Origin of the sequence: Natrinema halophilum, assembly GCF_013402815.2 — an archaeon.
Lineage (GTDB): Archaea > Halobacteriota > Halobacteria > Halobacteriales > Natrialbaceae > Natrinema > Natrinema halophilum.
Genome location: NZ_CP058601.1, coordinates 2,087,260 through 2,104,048 on the forward strand (window position 1 = coordinate 2,087,260; position 16,789 = coordinate 2,104,048).

The window sequence follows — 16,789 nt, forward strand, 5'->3', positions numbered from 1 at the left end:
ACAGATGGATACTCGTTAAACACTATAAGGATTATCGGACTCGGTCAAGTGGGCCGGGGACGGGGCGGGGCGCGGTGTACCCATCTTTAAATATTGACTCCGCAATACTCGGTGACAGATCGATCGATGGCGACACCGCCGCCGGAACTCGAGGGAACGTGCAAGCTCCTCTCCGAGCCCGCACAGAGTAGCGATCTGTTCGCGACGATTACGACAGAGTACGCCGATCTCGCGGACGAATACGGGGCCCGAAACGTCCTGGTCCTGAAACGGCATCCGGCGGGGATCGAATCGGTGACCGCAGCGCTGGCCGACGCGGACGCCGGCCGATCTAACGGCCGGCCGCGCTCGCCCCGTATCGAGTCACTTCCGGAACACGCCTCGAAAGTCATCGAGGAGTACGACCCGACGCTGTCCCGACTCGAGTACGAAGAACGGATCGAGCTCGTTTCGATGGTGATCGACGGAGCGAGTCGGTCGGTACCGGACTACCTCGAGCGTGCGGCCGCCCACGAGAGTTTCGCACGCGACGTCGGGCAATTACTGCTCGAGGCGACCCGCCAGCGAATTCGTCTCGACGACCTCGATGACCCCCACGACTGTCTGGCGTTTCTGTACGCGATGAACGACCGCTTCCACGCAGAACTCGACGACCGGGGGTACGTCGAACGGGCGGACGTGATCCCACAGGCCGTCGAGTTACTCGAGGCGGACGTAGATGAGTTGCGAAGCCGTATCACCGCCTCGTTCGACGCCGTTCTCGCCATCGAGTTCGAGGAGTACCGCCGCCTCGATCGGCGATTTCTTTCGACACTGACCGACGACGCCGCGCTCGTCTGTCTCGGCGAGCGCAACGCAAGCGTCGAACGGACGCGAGTCGAGCCCGGTGACGTCACGGCGATGGCGAACGCGGCCGGTCTCGATGTCGAGTCGCTCGACCCCGGCAAGGGCCATCGCGGCGACGGCGATCCACCGCACCGGGCGATTACGCGTCTTCTCGCAACGGGCGAGTCACCGAGTCGGACCGGAGGCGCCGACCGTGCGGGAGAAGCCGAGGCTGAAGACGCCGAGGTCGGGGACGGGGCCACTTCATCCGACGGAGGCTCGACGGCTGTCGGTCCGATCGGACGCGCTAACCGCATACACACCCGAACCAGCCGCGAACATGTCCGAGCCGTCGCGACCGAGATACAGTCGCTTCGCGACCGCCACGGCTGGTCGTTCGACGAGTTTGCCGTCGCCGTCCCCCGGATCGAGCGAGTTCCCGAGACCAGACGACGGTTCCGGGATGCCGGCGTGCCGACAGCCACGATCGGTACCCCCTCACTCGCCGAAGACCCCGCGGTGAACGAACTCTACGCAGTCGTCACGCTTCAGTGCGAACGCGAGAACGAGGAAGTGGACGACTGGAATGCCCGAACAGACCCCGACGACCCCACAGGCGACGCGAGCGGGCCGCGAAACGATTCGTTGGATCGACTTCGTGCTCGGGTGCCGGGGTTCTCGCCGGCCCTGCTCGCGAACACCGCCGGCTCGAGCATCCGACGCTCGCTCGAACGCTGGACCCACCGAACGGATCTAAAAGGCCGGATCGCTCGCGAGGAGGACTGGGTCGACGCTCGCGAGCAGTACGAGGGTATCCGTCGGGTGCTTGAAATCGCACAGTTCGCGGAAGAGACCGACCTCGTCGGCCCGGACTGGCGCGGGCTGCGCCGAATGCTCCGACGGACGATTCGGTACGACGCGCCGTACGTCCACGCGGTCGAGACGCGACCCCCTACCGGCGGCGTCACGGTCTGTGCCGTCGACGACCTGAAGTACGATTCGCGGAACGCGGTTTTCCTGCTCGACCTGATCGACGAAACCTATCCGGGCGAGCAGTTTCTCACCCAGCTCTTTCCGACGGCGTGGCTCCGGGAGATGTCGGCCTATCCCGCGGTTACCGACCCGTCCCTTCAGGCGATCGCCGACACGTTCGACACCGTCGAGACGACCGGCGTCGGCGATCCGTTCGAAACGTACCACGCTCATCGATCCCGTCGACGGCTCGCGCTCGGGTCCCGCGCGGCCGAGCGCGTCCTCTACTGTTGTTCGTACGAACGCGGCGCAGGCGGCTTACGTCGAACTCACGACGAGTCTCGCTACCTGAAACTGATCGAGTCGACACCGGGACTCGCCCTCGAGGACGTAGACGTTCGCGCCGACGCGGCGATTCACGGCGAACCGAACGCGATCGAGGCGCTGCTCGACCAGCCCCGCGGCGAACTCGAGCGGGTGCTTCGAGAGGCGAGCACGGGCGGTGAGGCCGACCTCGGCGAGACGGAAGCGCTGTTCGAGGAAATCGCGGTCGTCCTCGAGGACGGAGACGTAGACGACGAACTCGCGGAGGCGGTCCGCTCGCAGTTCGAGTTCGCCGCGGGTACGGTGGTCCGTGATGACTGACGGTGATTCGACCGTTGCCTCCCTCTCCGTCGACGGCATTCGCACCGCCCTGCACTGCCCTCGCCGGTACGAGTTAGCCTCCGTCGACGGACTCGAGTGCGGCGAAGACGACGCAGTCGAGGAACGGGTCGACCTGCTACGAACCGCGATCTGCGACGCGCTCCGAAGCGGCGAAACGGACCGCGAGGGGATCGAATCCGCGGCTCGAGATCGACTATCGAGTCTGTGGTCGGATCACGACGAGCGCTTTCACTCCGTGGCCCAGCGCCGCCACGAGCGGCGGGTCCTCGACGCGACGATCGTCGCGTACGCGGAGCGCATCGGGACCGACCACGCCGTGGGGATCGAACGGCTGACCACCGACGCGACCGGCGGCGAATTGATCGGGCCCGGGTTACCACTCTCCAGTACGATCGCCCTGTCGGAACCGAAAGCCGAACCGGAACTCGACGGGGAGACGATATCGATCGACGCGACGGTCGACTACGTCTCCGGCGACGACTCGTCGATCGTCGGCGTCCGGTTCGTTCCCACGCTCGCGCCGCTTGGCAGACTACGGTACCGGTCCGACTGGGAGGGCGACGTCGCAACCCGATTTACGGATCACTTCGCCGACGACGCCGACGTATTTGACCCGGACCCGGTGGGAGTTCTCTTCGAGACCGCGGTCGTCCTCGACGGGCTCCGCGACCTCCGCGATCGACTCGGACTGGGTGATCGAACCTGTCGGTACGTCCAGATCCCGGTCGCCGACCGATCGAGCCTGTCGGTGAACTGGGTACAGAACGAAGTCGAAACGAACCTCGAAGTCGTCGATCTGACCGACGTCTACGTCGACCACCACACGTTCGGCATGACACACGATCACCGCAACGAGACGGTTGACGGCCGACTTGCGACGGTTGCCGCGACGCTCGTCGCGGAGTCGTTCGATCCTGCCCGGCGGTGGAACGAAATCGAAGAACACGCCTGCCCCGACTGTGACTACACCGTTTGCTGTCAGGAGTACATCGCCCACGAGGTGCGCTTCGATGGCTGACCGACACCGGCGGAACGGCGACGACGATCCCGCGTTCGCGACCCACGTCGACCCGAAAGGCAATCAGCGCGCGGTCATCGACAGCGACGCGGCCTGTACCTCCGTGGACGCGGGTGCCGGAACGGGAAAGACGACGACGATGCTCGTTCGTCTCGAGCGCGCTCTCGATCGAGGCGAGGTCGATCCCGACGACGTGCTGGTGTTGACGTTCGCGAACGAGGCCGCCGCAAACATCCGGGCGGCGGTCACGGAGCGGCTCGACCCCGACGATGCCGCGGCAGTCGACGTCTACACCTACCACTCGTTCTGTTATCGCCTCGTCCGCGAGTATGCGTACTATTTGGGGTATTCGCCCGAATTCGACGTCGTCACCGAGCGCACCCGGCGGCGGATCATCGGTCGCCTACTCGCCGACAACGACTACGATTTCGCGGCCGCGTCGACCCGGGACGACGGGGCGCCGGCCGACCTTACCGAATCGATCGATCGCTTCATCCAGGCGATGAGCCAGGAGAACGTTACACCGGATCGGTTGCGGGCGGGACTACCACCGGTCCGGACACTCGAGCTCTGCAACGAGTTCGTCCTGTGGCTCGAGCGAACGGCTGGCGAGGAGCTATCGTTCGACGACGAGGCGCTTCGCTACTTCAATCGAGACGAGCACCTCGAGTCGGCCCGGGAGTCGTTGGTCGATTACGGCAAACTCCTCTCGTACTGTCGGGAAAAGATCGTCGAGGCCCCGGCAGCCTTCCGCGAGGACGACGTGGTTCGCGACGTCGACCGCTACCTGCGAGTCCTCCAGCAGTGCGTCACGAACACGATCGAAACGCTCTCGCTCGAGGATCGGACGACGAAGCACCTCCCGCGGACGCTGTTCGGTAACGAGATTTGGGGATCGGCCACGAATCGGATCGAGCAGACCCCGTTCGGCCGTCTGAAACACTATGTGGAGTTTCTCCGGTTGGCCCGCCACTTCGCCGACGTATACGCGGATTACCACGACCGTCTCGAGGCCAAGCGAACGATGGACTTCGACGAACTGGTACGGACGGCGACCGAGTTACTGGCGGACGACTCGGTCGCCGACGAGATCACCGGCCGGTGGACGCAGGTGTACTGTGATGAGTTTCAGGACACTGACGAGACGCAGTTTTCCCTGCTCACCGACCTCACGGACGGTTCCGATCGGCCGGACTTGCTCGCAATCGGTGACAAAGACCAGGCGATTTACGGCTGGCGAGGCACTGACCGCGAGGGGTTAGACCGGCTGGCAGACGCCTACGACGACCACGAGGCGATCGAACTCGAACTGAACTTCCGCTCGCGGCAGGAAATTCTCGACCTGACCAACGCCTGCGATTACGGCCCGCAGTCCTCGAAGACGCTGCGCGAGGACGGTCGGACGCCCGGTACGGACGACGAAGATGACCCGCCGGACCGCGTAATCAAGATCGAGAGCGACCAGATGAACCTCTCGACGGCCGAACAGGTCGCAACGACGGTATCGCGGCTGCTCAACGGTGCAGCCGAGAACGTCACGCAACGCACTCCGGGCGACATCGCAGTTATCGTTCGGACGAATCGCCACGCCCAGCTGGTCGCGGACGAACTCCGAGACCTGCAGATCCCGTTCGACGTTTCCGGCTCGCCACGGGGTGAGATTTCGCCCGGACTACGAACCGCCCTGTCGTACCTCCGGGTACTCGTCGACCCGGACGCGGATACACACCTTCGGCGCGTGCTCCTCTACCGATACCGACTCACGGACGAGGATCTGTCGACGCTGCACGGACGGGACGGATCGCTGTACGACGCGGTGATGGATTCGAGTCCGGAGACCGGGGCGGTCGAGCGGCCGGAACGGCTCGAGCAGGCACGAGACCACCTCACGGCTCTCGAGACGTTCCGGGACGTCTACCCGCTCTCGGGATTCATCCGCCGGTTCCGGGACCTTACGCGAATCGAGTGGTTCTGTACGAGCGACGAACGGGACGAATTCGATCGGCTCGATCGGTTCGTCGAGGCGTACGATTCGGACGGCGTCGTCCAGTCGCTCTCCGCGGAGTTCGTCGACGCGCTCGCACGGACGCTGCGAAGCGGCGGGAGCGATCGAACGCGCGGAACCCGATCGGCCGATAGCGTTGACGTCATGACGGTCCATCAGGCGAAAGGCCTCGAGTTCGATACCGTTCTCGTTCCCTACCTTTCGGACGAGGAGTGGTGCGTCGACGGGGACTACGTCGAGCGAGCGCGGTACGAACTGTTGGCCGCCACGCTCGACGACGACGTGGCGTCTCCGCTGCTCGCCGATCTGGCCACCGAGACGGTCGGTGAAGAGTGGCGAGTCCTCCACGTCGCGCTCACGCGGGCCGAGAACCACCTGTTCATCTTCGGATCCGCGTACGAATACGACGGCGGGGAAGACGAACTCGCGGCGTCGACCGCCGAGGCGTGTCTGGCAACCGACATCGAGTGGTCGGTCACCGGCCGGCGGATGAATCTCTGGTCGTCGCTGACCGATAGCTTCGAGCGAGTCCGAGAGACCTACCCGAAAACCGTCGTCGATCGAACCGACGAAATCGCCGCTTCGGCGGGCAATCGTCCGGGAACGATCACCTACTATGCCGACTACGGGGAGAGAGCGGTCGAACCGCTCGAAACGCGGGAAGCGATCGAAACCGTTCACCGACTGGGTCGGCTACTTCGCGATGGGACGCTGTTACCGGCAGCCGACGCGGCGAGCCACCTCGGAGGACGGGGCCGACGCGACGACGACATCGATGATGGGCCCTCCATCCGGATTCCACGCAGTCGCCGACCGACCGCACTGACGACAGATACCGTTCGATTTCCGGTCGATGCCCTCGCGTCGACTGCCGAGCTTCCGGTCGCGATCCGCCACAGCTACTCCGCGATCGACACCCACGAGACCTGTCCCCGAAAGCACTACCTCGATCACGTCGTCCGCGCGATCGACGATCCGCTCGAGGCGACGGAGACGATCCCTGTCGCGGGACCGAACGCCTCGACAGAACCGGGTGCCGTCTCGGAATCGGACGCCTCGACGGAGACGAGCGTCGATGAGTCACCGCCAGCCGAGGCCAACGGCGGGACAGCGACGGCGCAGGCCGAGTCACCGTCACAAATCGTCGGCACGCTCTTTCACGACATCGCAGAGGAGGCCTTTCACCGCGACGCCGCGACGCGCGCTGCGTGGCGCGAGATCGCCATCCGGCAACTCACCGCGCGTGATGTGCTCGAGTACCGCAGTCAAGTCCTCGCCAGTATCGATCGCTATTTCGAGGCGACCGCACCCGCGTTCGGCCGGCCAGTCGCCGACTGGGACCCCCTCGCGGCGGAACTGCCGTTCTCACTCGAAGACGTCGACGGTGTGACGGGAGCCGTCGTCGGCTACGTTGACTCGGTGCGACGGCTTCCCGATGGTGGCCTCGCCGTACTCGATTACAAAACGACTGACGAGCGAATCGACGCCGAAGACGCCGTTCAGCTGGCGCTCTACCGACGGGCCTGTGTAGACCGGTTCGACGAGCCGGTTGCGACCGTCGGCTACGTCTACGTCGGCGACGTCGACGAACCGCGAATCGACCTCTTCGACGCCGACGAACTGCCATCGTGGAAAACCGTCCTCGAGGCGCTCGAGTCGGTCGACGATCCGTCGTTTACGGAGACGAGGGCGGGAGAACACTGTCGGCGCTGCCCGCATCGGTCGCTGGGGTGCGGGCCGGCGGAGTACACGCCGGCCCGCGAGCTGTCGAACGACGACTGAACGAATACGGACGCGCGGGACAGAGCCAGGATGCTGTTGGAATGTCGGCAGTCGGCCATAACGGCCTCAGCAGGGAGATACCACCAGGGAATTGAGTACACGCAATCGGTTTCGGGGAACCATACAGCCCCTCGAGATGGACAGAATCAGAGCCGGCGTCGATGCGGTCATCACGGCGATCGAAGTGAGAATAGAAAACGCGTCGGATTAAGACTGCCAGTCGAATCGCTCCGGGTTCCGCGTCGCCAGCGCCGTCCGAACCGCGGCGACGTTCTCGGCGCCGTCGTGGACCCGGACGATGTCGGCCCCCCGGTCGGCCGCGAGGGCGGTGGCCGCGACGGTGGCCTCGAGTCGCTCGCCGGGATCGCGACCGATCTGGGCGAACATGCTCTTGTGGGAGTGCCCGAACAGCACCGGACACCCCAGCGCGTGGAACTCGTCGATCCGGTCGAGTAGTTCGAAGCTTTCGGCCGCGGACTTGCCGAAGCCGATGCCGGGGTCGACGATGATTCGGTCGCGGTCGAGGCCGGCCTTCTCGGCGAGCAAGACTCGCTCGGAAAGGTGATCGATCACGTCCGCGACGACGTCGTCGTACTCGACGTCGCGGTCGGGCACGACCGGTGCGTCGATACTGTGCATCACCACCAGTCCAGCGTCGTGGTCGGCGGCAACGAAGCGCATCTTGGGGTCCTCGAGCCCGGAGACGTCGTTGATGATGTCCGCACCCGCCTCGAGTGCCGCGTCAGCGACCGCCGCCCGGCGAGTGTCGACCGAAATCAGCGCGTCGAGATCGGCGATTCGCTCGATCACAGGCACGACTCGATCCAGTTCCTCGTCGATCGAGACGGGATCTGCACCCGGCCGCGTCGACTCCCCGCCGACGTCGATCACGTCGACGTCGGCGTCGACCATCGCCCTGGCGCGGGCCACGGCGTCCTCGAGGGCGTCGTATCGACCCCCATCGTGGAAGCTATCCGGGGTGACGTTCAGAATACCCATCACCGACGGACGGTCCGCCCAGGGGAACGTGGCCTCGGTCGAATCGCCTGTCGTTCGAGCGGATGAACGGGACCAGCCCACGGTTCGTCGTTCCGTCGGAACCCTCTCGGTTTCTGGTGCCGTTTCGTCATCGGCGACGTCGGCAGCGCCAGCATCGATTTCGAGCGTGGTGCGTAACTCGCGGGCGACGTCGGCCAGCCCGTGGGGTCGCGAACGATTCTCGAGGACCTCGACGAGGGCCTCGAACTGGGCGAGCGTCCCCATCAAAACGGCGTCGACCGCCTCGTCGTCGCGATCGAGTCCCGAAAGGGCGCATTCGCCACCGAGACGAAGCAGTTCCTCCTGCAGGACCGTCGCTTGCCGGTCTCGGAGCGCCGTCCTGACGACTCGGTGGACGGCATCGCCGTCGAGCCGTTCGACGTCACCCGCGGCGACGTTCGCATCCTCGAGCGTCTCGCGGGCGTCAGAGAGGTCCCTGACACGCTTCGGTACGTCGGTGCGAGTCCACCGCGAGCGCGCTTCCGCGACGGCAAACAGGGAGCCGGTGACGAGCACGCAGTCGTCGCTCTCGGCCGCGTCGAGTGCGGTCGCGAGGGCGTCCTGTACTGCGGCCTCGGTCCGAACCGTGCTCGCACCGGCGTCGGCGAACGCCTCGGCGAGTACCGCACGGTCCTCGGCGCGCTCGAGCGACGGTTCAGTCGTGACGATGGCGTCGGGCGTGGGTAGCGCAGCGGCCATCGCGCGGTGATCCTTGTCGTGCATCGCCCCGAAGACGACGTGGAGTCGGTCGAAATCGTACGTCCCGAGCGTTTCGGCGAGTTGCTCGCAGGCACCCGGGTTGTGCGCACCGTCTAACACGACCAGCGGCTCGGTGTCCATCACCTCGAACCGGCCCGGCCAGTGGGCGCTTCGGAGTCCGTTCTCGAGGTCGGCGGTCGATACGTCGCCGACCTGCGTTGCGATCGCGGCGGCGATGCCGGCGTTGACGGCCTGGTATTCGCCAAGCAGCGGAATCCGCGTCTCGACGTGCCAGTCGTCCGCCTCGATCGAAACGGCGGCCTCGGTGTGGTTCGTCCGACCGCCGTACGTGACGCGGATGTCCGGCACGGAGCGTCCGTCCGTGGCATCCACAGTCTCGCTCGCGTCGTCCGCCTCCGGAGCCGTTCCCACCGTCACGACCTCGCCAGCGACGTCGCGGACCGCCTCGAGCGAGTCGCCGGTGACGCCGGTCACGAGCGGGTCACCGTCCGGGGCGACGTGGGCCTTATCGCGGGCGATTTCGGCTTCGGTGTCGCCGAGGATACCCGTGTGTTCGAGCGTGACGCTCGTCACCGCACTTGCGACCGGATCGACGACGCTCGTGGCGTCGTACTTCCCGCCGATACCGACCTCGAGGACGGCGATGTCGACGTCTTCGCGGCCGAACTGCCACAGCGCCATGGCGGTCATCGTCTCGAAGAAGGTCGGGGACTCGCCGTCGGCCGCCCGCTCCGTGATGTAGTCGCGGACGGCGTCGACGTAGTCGCAGACGGCAGTCTGTGGAATTTTCCGGCCGTCGACGCGGATTCGCTCGCGGAGATCCTCGAGGTGGGGCGAGGTGTAGAGACCGACGGAGTAGCCGGCCTCGCGCAGGGTTCGCTCGAGCATCCGGGCCGTGCTCCCTTTGCCGTTGGAGCCGGCGATCTGGACGCAGTCGACGTCAGCGTGTGGGTTCTCGAGGTGGGATAGCAGCCGGGCCGTCGACTCGGTGCCCGGCTTCGGGCGGAACCGCCGGAGATCGAAACAGAAGTCCGCCGCCTCGTGATACTCCATATTCAAACGAGAGAGCCCGATCGTTTTAGCGGTGGCGATAGGGTCCGAAACCGGGACCGAAGAAGACGAGCAGGGTGCGGAGCGGAGGCGGAGACAGGCGGCCACTGACGGTTCGCAGGAGTCCGGACGCAGCCGGCCATGGTGATGGAAATGGTCCGATTCGTCCGCGTCAGCGAGTGTTAACATGTTCGGAGGAAGACGCACCTTCCGGGAAGACACAGACTCTGGTAACGGGGCCCGAAACGACGATCGATACACCCCGAAGGAACCCATCAATGCCAGCGACCGATTTCGACACCGAACGAACGTACGGCGAGGACCGATTCACCACCCGCTCCGTCTTTCGAAGCGACCGGACAAAGGTCGTTCTCGGCTACTTCGAGCCGGGACAGTTCATTCCGGTTCACGCGCCCGGAAGCGACGTCGTAATCAGCGTTCGGTCGGGAACCGGCGTCGTTCGCGAGGGGGAGACGGACCACGTCGTCGGGCCCGACGACGTGGTCGTCGTCGAAGCCGACGTCGAACGAGGCGTGCGCGCCGACGAGGACGGCCGACTCGAAGCGCTGCTGGTGACGAGTCCGCCGCCGACCAATGCCGAACACGATCCCGTTCGAGAGGGCCTGCAACGCGAGGTGTTCGATCCCTGATCACGTAGAGCGGGAACACCACGTTGCGAGGACGGCACTCGTGTTCATTTCGATGACCGCGAAAGCGACGGCCGGCGGTTGGAGTCCCGGTATCGGTTACGCGTCCGACTCCAACCGGTCGATCAACCCATCGCGGAACGTCGCCTTCGTTCCCGCAGGACCGGTGATCGTCAGGTGCGTTTCCTCGTACGGCGGTAAGACGTCGATCGTGTACTCCGCAAACGAACAGCACTGCCGCTCGGTGGCGGCGAACGTCGCGACCGCCGCGAGGACGTCGTCGTCCCCGTCAACAGGAGCCTATACCCATCGTCACGCTCCGTCGCATCTCTGTCGTGCTCAGCCAGGACCGAGCGAACGTGTTCTGGTCGGTCCGCGTCCTGTTCGGCCGTCACCGTGCAGGCCACCGGTGGATCTGAATCGCGTTCGCTCATGTTGCATCGATACATTGGCGAGGCGGTGTCTAAGCTGTCAAATCCATCCCATCACAGTAACTTCGCTCGAGCGAACCGATCATCGAGAACTATAGTACTCGTTGAACGTCATTGCACACCCCGCTCGCGACTTCGCAGCCAGCGAGCGCTCGCTGGCCGCAGCAGTGCGAGCGGTGGGTAGATCGTTTCAACGACTACTATAGTGCAGCCGTCGAATTCGCGGCCAGTGTTCCGCCATCGGCTGCTCGAATCGCTCGAGCCGAGACGGGGGAGCTCCTCAACGGAAACTACCTAAAGCAGCGAGAGAGCCCGCCATTTACGGTGTGGATGTCATGTGCCCTGCAACCCGGTAGGTGGACGGAAGAAAAGTCCGTCGAGCAGGGCGAGCGCTGCGATAGCGACCCCGCCGAGAACGGCCACCTCGAAGGGGACGTTCAACATTCGACTGACGAGGGTGGTGACTGCGAACGCTGCCGGGATAGACCCGAGCAAGAGATCGTATCTGTCGATCGTCGAGAGTCGCTCTGCGATCCAGGATTCGTCCTCGGTTCCAGCGATGTCACTGTGCACCATTGTTCTCACCACCGGACGGTCGTACGATTGCTTCCTACTAAAAAATATCGGATCGAGGGCAGCAGAGGCGGCTTCATGCACTCTCCCCTCCTCTCGGTCCGTCTTTGATCGGCAGCGATACGTAAAGAGTCGCGTGCCCGTCGACCCCTATCACCCGTCCAGACCGGTCGGGCCGGGTCGAGCGACCGTCGTACCGGACGGTCCCCGACGGATCTCGCTCACTCGGCGGGTGGCTCTCGAAGTCCGTCTTCGCTCGGTTGGCGAGTGATTTCGAGAAACGCATCCTCGAGACTGCGCGCGTCGCCGGTCTCGGCGCGAGTCTTGAGCGTCTCAGGGTCGCCCTCGGCGACGAGCGTCCCATCGTGCAAAACGCCGATTTCGTCGGCCAGTTCGTCGACGACGGGAAGGATGTGCGTCGAAAGGAAAATCGTCATCTCCCGATCTGCGAGGTCGGCGATCGTATCCCGCATGGTCCGGGCCGCGCGAGGGTCGAGGCCGCTCGTGGGTTCGTCGAGGAAGGCGACATCCGGTTCGTGCAAGACCGCCTGGATGACGCCGACCTTCTGGCGCATCCCCTTCGAGTAGTCTTCGATGCGCTTGTTCGCGTCCGCCAGTAGGTCGAAGCGCTCGAGCATGGATTCGATGCGCTCCGTCGCCACGTTCTCGGGGATATCGCGGAGACCGGCGGCGTACTCGAGTTGTTCCCGGCCGGTGAGTTCGTCGTAGATTGGTGGCTCTTCGGGGAGGTAACCGATGTGAGGCGTGACGGATTCCCGGTCCGTAATCGGGTGACCCGCGACGCGGGCCGTGCCCGACGTCGGCTTCGTCAGCGTCGTCAGTATCCGCATCGTGGTCGTCTTGCCAGCGCCGTTCGGTCCGAGAAAGCCGTACACCGATCCTCGCTCGACGTCCATCGTCAGATCCGAAACGGCCGTCGTCTCGCCGTATCGTTTGGTCAGATTTTCGGTTTCGATAGCGAGGGCGTCGACAGGGCTCATACAGTTCATTTCCTCCCCACCGTAAGTAAAGATTTATCATATATGCGTTCCGTTCGAATGCACGCTGCCCTCTCCTCTCGAGCAACTGGGTGCGCATCAAAATCGACGTTCGCGCCGTCGGACTCGTCGAGATTCCCCGACTCCTCACGGAGTTCCCGGATTCGATCGACTCGACGGCGACGCCGATCTGCAAGCGCATCCGGCGGATTACCGGCGGAGCCGAGGTCGAAGGCGGCTCGAGGGGAGTTGGTGACGGATTGCGCGCGGAGTGATGACAGAAATCCAAATATTTTACTGATCGCACGGATCGAATGTAACTATGAGATCTACGGATCCCTGCGCTGCGAATCTAAAGCGAGGTGATCGCTGATGAGGTACGCGTCCGTCTCGATCGCCAGAACGGAGCTTCGACGGACAGTCCGGGCGATAACCGGGAACCGGATGAAACTGGTCATGATGGCCGTACTGGCGCTATTCCTGCTCGGGCCAGTCACGGCTGTCGGGCTGTTCTTTCTCCCGGAATTGGGGGCACAAGCAGCGGCCGGAATCGATGCAGACACCGCCGATATCGTGAGCAACGTTATTACCGGCGGCACTGCCGTCGTGTGGCTCGTGATCGTCTTCATGACGATCATGCGAACGGTTACGGCGGTCGCCGATGTCGACGAACCGTCGTTTCTCCTGGTGTCCACGCCGGTCCGAAACACCGTTCTGGGGATTATCGCCTGCGAAAGCGCGCTCTACGCGGTCGTTCTGCTCCCGTTTACGCTGCTTTACGCCGCAGCGTTCGCGTTCGGTGCGGGCACGGTGTTGCCGGTCCTCGTCACGCCAGTGCTGATTAGTCTCATCGTAGTGACAGCCGTTCCAGTCGGATTCGCGATCGGCGTCTGGGTCCGACATTTGATCACCGTCTACGAACCGATCGCACAGTATCGCACCCTGTTATTCACCGCGTTCTGGCTCGTCTATTTCGGCGCGATCGCAACCGGCCAGTTGGACAGAGTACTGCAAACGCTGTTCACCGTGTTACAATCGAGTCCACTCGGCTGGCCCGGTCACGTGCTACTGTTCGGGATCCCCGGCCTGGTACCGTCACCGCTCGGCCTCGGCGGTGCGATCGGCGGCTCGGCCATCGTCGTCGGATTCGCAGTCACCGTCGCTGTCCCGTCCGCTCGGATCCACTGGTTCGCCGATCCAGCGCGACCCGACGACGACGAGATCGAGGAAGAAACGTCGTCCGACCGGCTCGCCAGGATACTTTCGAGTACCGTCTCGAGGCCGGTCCGCGGGGTGGCAGTGACGGCGATTCGGCGAACGAAACGCGCACCGATTCGGTTGGCCTACGCCGGCTACCCGTTGTTTGGGGCGCTCGGCTTCGGTCAGGTGGTCATCGAAACCAGGACGGTTCCCTCGTTCGTCGCAGTGTTGTTTTGCCTGTACGTCGTCTGGGCGGCCGGGGTCCTGTTTACCCTCAACCCGTTGGGTGATCTGGGTCCGGCGCTGCCCGCCGTCCTGACCTCGACGCTTACCGGCCGACAGGCCATTCGCGGTCGCATGCTCGCCGGTTCGCTCATCGGCGTCCCGCTCGCGCTCGTCGTTTCGGTCGCCTTCGGGGTCGTCAGTCCGCTCTCGCTCGAGCATACCGCTGTGCTCGCCGTCGGGACTACGGCAGGCGCGGTCGCCACACCTGCTCTGGCCACTGGGATCGGGTCTACGTTTCCCCGCTTCGGCAGCGTCAAGCTCACCAATAATCGCGAGGCGGTGATGCCGAGCAAGACGGCTTTTCTCGTCTACACGCTCGCTATCGCGCTCCCGACGGGTGCGGCCGTCGTACTCTATCTCGAGGCGCCGGAGCTGATCGCCGGATTGATCTCCGGGTTGGCGGCGCTGACGCCACTTTCCGAAATAACGGTCTCTGCCCGCGCGATCACGATCGGTGCCTGGGCCGTCCTGATCGGCGGGCTGATCGCGCCGGTCGTCTCCTATCGATACGCGATCGAAGGGTTCGACTGGTACACACTCGAGTGACCCGTCGACCGATACCGACCTACCACGAAGGCTTACATCTCCGATGCGTCGAGCCACTCGCCGTCGACGTGGCGCTCGACGGACAGCGGTTCGTCGTCGTCGATGTCGATCGAGAGCATCGTAGTCGTGTCGTCCGTCGAATTCGTGGTGTTGCCCCCGGTGTCGGTCGTGTTTCCGTCCTCTGCGTCAGCGTCGACTCCGTCGACCGCGCGCTCGAGAATCGTCCCGCCGTCGCCGACCACGACGTCGTACGTCGACCCCTTCGCGACGCCGTCCAGTTTGGTTTCGACCGAGGTTTCGTACTGCTTCCACTGGCCGGCAGATTGTCGCTCGTACACGCTACCCCCGTCACCGGCCGCGAGTCCGGCGGCGTCGGTGCGATCGACGGCGCGGATGGCCCGTCGCTTGTCGTCGACGACGTGAGGAGTCCAGCGAAAGCCGTCGTAGCGGTAGATGATCCCGGAACCGGCGGCGACGTTTACGTCTTTTTTCCCCCTACTCGCGAGGTCGAAGAACGCACCGCCCGCGAAGTCGATGCCGATCTGCGTCCACGTGCTCCCGCCGTCGAACGTCTCCGCGACGAACTGGCTCGTACTGCAGACGTGCCCGGCCTCTCGAGTGGTAAAGTCTATCGCCGGAATCGTCGACCCGCCGCCGGGCTTGATCACTTTCTCGTATTTCATCGCCCCGCCGTCCTGTCGGACGCCGACGAGCAGTTCGCCGGAGCCGTTGACGAAGTAGACCCGCTCGTTCTCGCCGGCTGTTCCCCGGACTGCACAGTCTTCCCAGGTGCTCGTCTTTCCCTTCGGCGCGGAGTAGTTCGTCAGCGTCCGCGTTTCGACGTTGTATTCGCCGATGACGCCGCTCCCGCCGACGAACCAGACCGCTTTGCCATCGTCGGTCGCGTCGATCCCGGTCAGGCGACGGCTTCGAGCCTGCGGACCGTAGGAGACGACTTTCTGCCAGCCGTCATCGCGTCGGGCGAGGACGTTCCCGTCGGCACCGGCCGCGAACGGTCCCGTGGCGGTATCGACGGCATCGTTGAGCGCCTTTCCGGTCGGGGATTCGGCCCGTTGCCACTCGGAATCGGTCGATTGTGCGGCCGCTGTACCTGTGCCGATCGTGAGAACGCCTGCGGTCGTCGATGCTGTCGCGAGTCGAAGCACGTCGCGTCTGGTCTGTTCGGACATAGATCGCGACCCGGGGTACTGCTCGAGCAGACAAAAGTCCATGAGACATTATACATGGTTATACTTACCACGTAGTCGTCACACCAGAGTCGAAGTCGTCCTTCATGGTGACCACGTAGTCGTCACACCAGAGTCGAAGTCGTCCTTCATGGTGACCACGTAGTCGTCACACCAGAGTCGAAGTCGTCCTTCATGGTGACCACGTAGTCGTCACACCAGAGTCGAAGTCGTCCTTCATGGTGAAGACGAGATATCGGGCGGGTGGTTCCGTACCCACCGCAATCGATTGCGGCTACGAAGACCGGTGCCCATCGGAAGCGATCAGTGCGTACCAACGTGCGCTCACGACCGCGTAAACCGTCCCACCAACACCGATCGTGAGGACCGTTCCAGCAAGAACGGTCGCCGAGTAGACGGCGGATAGAACTGGAATGACGGAGGAAACACGCACGAGGAGTCCATTTAGCACCCCGAAGCCACAGAGGACGACGTTTAGCACCCCGAAGCCACAGAGGACGACGAGGATTCGGAGCCAGTTGCCGCGTGCACGGTACCGGCTTGCGACGAGAGATGCACGGATGGAACGATGCTCGCAGTACCTGCTTGGTTACCTCGGTACTGCGGCCAATCAGCCGGTTCAGGGGGAGATGCGTCCCCGGGTGCGAGACAGTCAGTCAGACTGATCAGGCCAATGAGCCCACAACCGACCACCTCGCGGCGGGACCGTCTTCGAGAACGCACCCAACGGTCCCCACTCATTCGTCGTGTTTGACGAACTCGCTCGATTCATATCACGATTTCGATGTTCGAAATATAGTTGGCTCGGCGTTGATTTTCCTCAGC

Annotated in this window: 10 protein-coding genes; 6 read left to right on the forward strand and 4 right to left on the reverse strand. The window is 64.2% G+C overall.

The annotated features are described in order from the left end of the window. Positions 1 to 126: 126 nt before the first annotated feature. The 3 genes from HYG82_RS30960 to HYG82_RS30970 are packed head-to-tail and all read left to right on the forward strand — an operon-like array spanning position 127 to position 7,268. On the forward strand, positions 127 to 2,442 hold the full coding sequence (locus HYG82_RS30960; protein WP_179260913.1) for a hypothetical protein: 2,316 nt from the start codon (positions 127 to 129) through the stop codon (positions 2,440 to 2,442). Next, positions 2,435 to 3,481 carry a PD-(D/E)XK nuclease family protein gene (locus tag HYG82_RS30965; RefSeq protein ID WP_179260914.1) on the forward strand — a complete coding sequence of 349 codons (1,047 nt, stop codon included), beginning with the start codon at positions 2,435 to 2,437 and terminating at the stop codon, positions 3,479 to 3,481. The genes HYG82_RS30960 and HYG82_RS30965 overlap by 8 nt, the downstream gene beginning before the upstream one ends. Beyond that, positions 3,474 to 7,268 (forward strand): UvrD-helicase domain-containing protein, encoded by a 3,795-nt coding sequence (locus HYG82_RS30970; RefSeq protein ID WP_179260915.1) that lies wholly within the window; start codon positions 3,474 to 3,476, stop codon positions 7,266 to 7,268. The genes HYG82_RS30965 and HYG82_RS30970 overlap by 8 nt, the downstream gene beginning before the upstream one ends. Before the next feature lie 207 nt (positions 7,269 to 7,475). Here the strand turns inward: HYG82_RS30970 and folP are convergent, their stop codons facing one another. Then, complete coding sequence (gene folP / locus HYG82_RS30975; RefSeq protein WP_179260916.1) at positions 7,476 to 10,079, reverse strand: dihydropteroate synthase; 2,604 nt, start codon at positions 10,077 to 10,079, stop codon at positions 7,476 to 7,478. 275 nt (positions 10,080 to 10,354) lie between these two features. Here folP and HYG82_RS30980 point away from each other — a divergent pair, with 275 nt between their 5' ends. Further along, positions 10,355 to 10,726 carry a cupin domain-containing protein gene (locus HYG82_RS30980; RefSeq protein ID WP_179260917.1) on the forward strand — a complete coding sequence of 124 codons (372 nt, stop codon included), beginning with the start codon at positions 10,355 to 10,357 and terminating at the stop codon, positions 10,724 to 10,726. A gap of 761 nt (positions 10,727 to 11,487) precedes the next feature. Here the strand turns inward: HYG82_RS30980 and HYG82_RS30985 are convergent. Both HYG82_RS30985 and HYG82_RS30990 read right to left on the reverse strand, forming a co-directional pair. After that, positions 11,488 to 11,730 (reverse strand): DUF8015 family protein, encoded by a 243-nt coding sequence (locus tag HYG82_RS30985; protein ID WP_179260918.1) that lies wholly within the window; start codon positions 11,728 to 11,730, stop codon positions 11,488 to 11,490. A gap of 218 nt (positions 11,731 to 11,948) precedes the next feature. Further along, the gene (locus tag HYG82_RS30990) at positions 11,949 to 12,728 is read right to left on the reverse strand and encodes an ABC transporter ATP-binding protein (protein WP_179260919.1); all 780 of its coding nucleotides are present in this window, start codon (positions 12,726 to 12,728) and stop codon (positions 11,949 to 11,951) included. An 89-nt stretch (positions 12,729 to 12,817) separates the two neighbouring features. On the opposite strand from HYG82_RS30990, the gene HYG82_RS30995 reads away from it, so the two are divergent. Together HYG82_RS30995 and HYG82_RS31000 are read left to right on the forward strand one after the other, a co-directional pair. Then, on the forward strand, positions 12,818 to 13,000 hold the full coding sequence (locus HYG82_RS30995; protein WP_179260920.1) for a hypothetical protein: 183 nt from the start codon (positions 12,818 to 12,820) through the stop codon (positions 12,998 to 13,000). A 97-nt stretch (positions 13,001 to 13,097) separates the two neighbouring features. Continuing rightward, positions 13,098 to 14,756, forward strand: coding sequence for a hypothetical protein (locus tag HYG82_RS31000; RefSeq protein ID WP_179260921.1), 1,659 nt, complete (start codon positions 13,098 to 13,100; stop codon positions 14,754 to 14,756). Between the two features lie 32 nt (positions 14,757 to 14,788). Here HYG82_RS31000 and HYG82_RS31005 read toward each other — a convergent pair whose 3' ends face one another. After that, a complete protein-coding gene (locus HYG82_RS31005) occupies positions 14,789 to 15,946 on the reverse strand; it encodes a hypothetical protein (RefSeq protein ID WP_179260922.1) in 1,158 nt (385 codons plus the stop codon). Positions 15,947 to 16,789: the final 843 nt, after the last annotated feature.